At 70.6% G+C, this 2,233-nt stretch carries 2 protein-coding genes; one reads left to right on the top strand and one right to left on the bottom strand.

The window, feature by feature from the left end; translation table 11 throughout:
• Positions 1-1,669, bottom strand: a 1,669-nt coding sequence (locus tag G6026_RS15180; protein ID WP_182613664.1) for a glycosyltransferase, incomplete at its 3' end; no start/stop codon positions are given.
• Between the two features lie 122 nt (positions 1,670-1,791).
• Between G6026_RS15180 and G6026_RS15175 the strand changes: the two genes are divergently transcribed.
• On the top strand, positions 1,792-2,233 hold a 442-nt coding region (locus tag G6026_RS15175), incomplete at its 3' end, for a peptidylprolyl isomerase (RefSeq protein WP_182613663.1).

Here is a 2,233-nt window from a genome sequence, read left to right as displayed (position 1 = left end):
CCCGGGGCTCGGAGTGGATCCCGGCCGGGCCGCCGGACGGGGCGGGCAGGTCCACGGCCGAGGGGATGACGACGGCGTCGGGGAAGCGCGCGCGCATCGCCCTCACCTTGGGCAGCGCCGTCGGCAACAACTCGTACAGCGCCTCCGGTCCGCGGAGGAAGTCGCGGATGGCCTCGATCTGGATGGCCACCGTCGAGTACTCGAGACACACCAGGTGCTTGACCAGCGCTTTGAGACTGGACTGCATGATGCCCTTGTGGTCGCCGTCGTGGTACAGCGACGCCACCACCAGTCGATTTCGCAGATGGAAGTAGGCCTGCCAGTCGATCGCGTCGTCCTTGTCCGACCAGGCCATGTGCCAGATCGCCACGCCCGGCATCGAGACCGTGGGGTGGCCGGCGCGGCGCGCCCGCAGGCCGTACTCCGCGTCGTCCCACTTGATGAACAGGGGCAGGGGCTGACCGATCTTCTCCGCGACCACCCGGGGGATGAGGCACATCCACCAGCCGTTGTAGTCCACGTCGATGCGGCGGTGCAGCTCCTTGGGATTGTCCCGGTCGGTCAGGGGGTACCGCGAGAAGTCGTAGTCGTAGTCCGCGTGGGGGGCGGCGGTCCACATGAAGTCGTGCGCCCCCACCACCTCGCCCATGGTGTGGAGGTGACTGCGCTCCTGGAGGTTGAGCATCTGTCCGCCGACCAGCATGGGCACGCGCGAGAACCGAGCGAACGCCAGGGCCCGCAGGATCGAGTCGGGCTCGATCTCGATGTCGTCGTCCATGTACAGGATGTACGGCGAGTCGGTGAGCCGCCGGGCCTCGTACATGATGCGGCTGTACCCGCCCGAGCCGCCCAGGTTGGGCTGGTCGAAGATCCGCAGGCGGTCGCCCAGGTCCTCGGCGGCCTCGGCGAACCCGGGTTCGTCGCGCACCTTCTTCCCGCCCTGATCGGGCATGAGCACCGCGTCGAGGACCGCGTCGACCTCGGGGTCGGAGGTGAGCGCCCGCAGCGCGGCGACCGCGTCCCCGGGACGGTTGAACGTGGGGATGCCGACGGTTACCCGGCGGTCGTTAGGAACCTGCACCGACGGGTCCGGGGTGCCGTCCGGGCCCGCGTCCGCGCGGGTCGCCGGCGCGTCCACGGTCGAGTGCCACCCGCCCGCCAGCAGCTCGACGTCCGTGTCGGAGGTGAGGTCGAACCAGATCCACCCGCCGTCCTCGAACGGGCCCAGGTCGCACACGAACTCGACGGTGGTGACCCGGTCCGCGCCCGCCTCTCCCGGCTCGCCCACGACGTCCCCGGTGATCGCGATGCGCGACCCGTCGATCTTGGAGCGGTAGAGGTCCACGCGACCGGCACCGCGGATCGTCAGCCGCAGGACCACGTCCCCCAGCACCGTCCATCGCCGCCAGTACGCGGCCGCGAACGCGTTGAAGTAGGTGGCGAACGAGACCTCGGAGTCCGCGCCGACGCTGAGGGTCGTGCGACCGGCGGAGTGGGCACGGCGGGCGTTGGTGGGGGCCTCGGCGAGGTAGAGCGATCTCACGTCCAGCGGCTCACCCGCCCGGGGCAGGATGACCCGCTGCAGGCATTCCCGGCCGAGCGGGTCCGCGAGCCCGGCGACCGACCGCTCGACCTCGTCGACCAGTTCGTGGTGGCCGTGGTGGTGCATATGGATGTGTCCCCGTCCCTAGTCGAAAGCCGGGTCGATCGTACCCGGCGGGGCGTGGCGATCCCTCCCACCACGCGGATCCGGCGATCCACCCGGGGTGGCGCGCCCTCTAGTCTCGAGTCATGCACCTCACCTCCACAGCCCGGCCCCGTCCGACCGTCCGCACCGCCCTGGGGATCCTCGCCCTGTCGGTGCCCCTGGCGCTCGCCGGCTGCGGCGCCGACGACTCCCCGGCCGAGGATGCGACGGCAACCGGTACGGCGACCGCAACGGGACAGTCCGACGCCTCCGGGCGGGGCACCTCCGACGCGACCGAGTGCCCTCCCGCCGAGGGCACCGACGAGCGCGTCACCTCGTTCGATTCCGCCCCGCCGATGTGTCTGACCCCGGGTGTCGACTACTCGGCGGTCATCACGACCGACGCCGGCGTGGTGACGGTGGACCTGCTCGAGGACAAGGCCCCGGAGACCGTGAACAACTTCGTCTTCCTGGCCCGCCACAAGTACTACGAGGGCATCACCTTCCACCGGGTGATCCCCGGATTCATGATCCAGGGCGGCGACC

It is taken from the genome of Dietzia sp. DQ11-38-2, from assembly GCF_014145055.1.
Classification (GTDB): Bacteria; Actinomycetota; Actinomycetes; order Mycobacteriales; family Mycobacteriaceae; genus Dietzia.
This window is presented reverse-complemented; position numbering and strand designations above follow the sequence as displayed.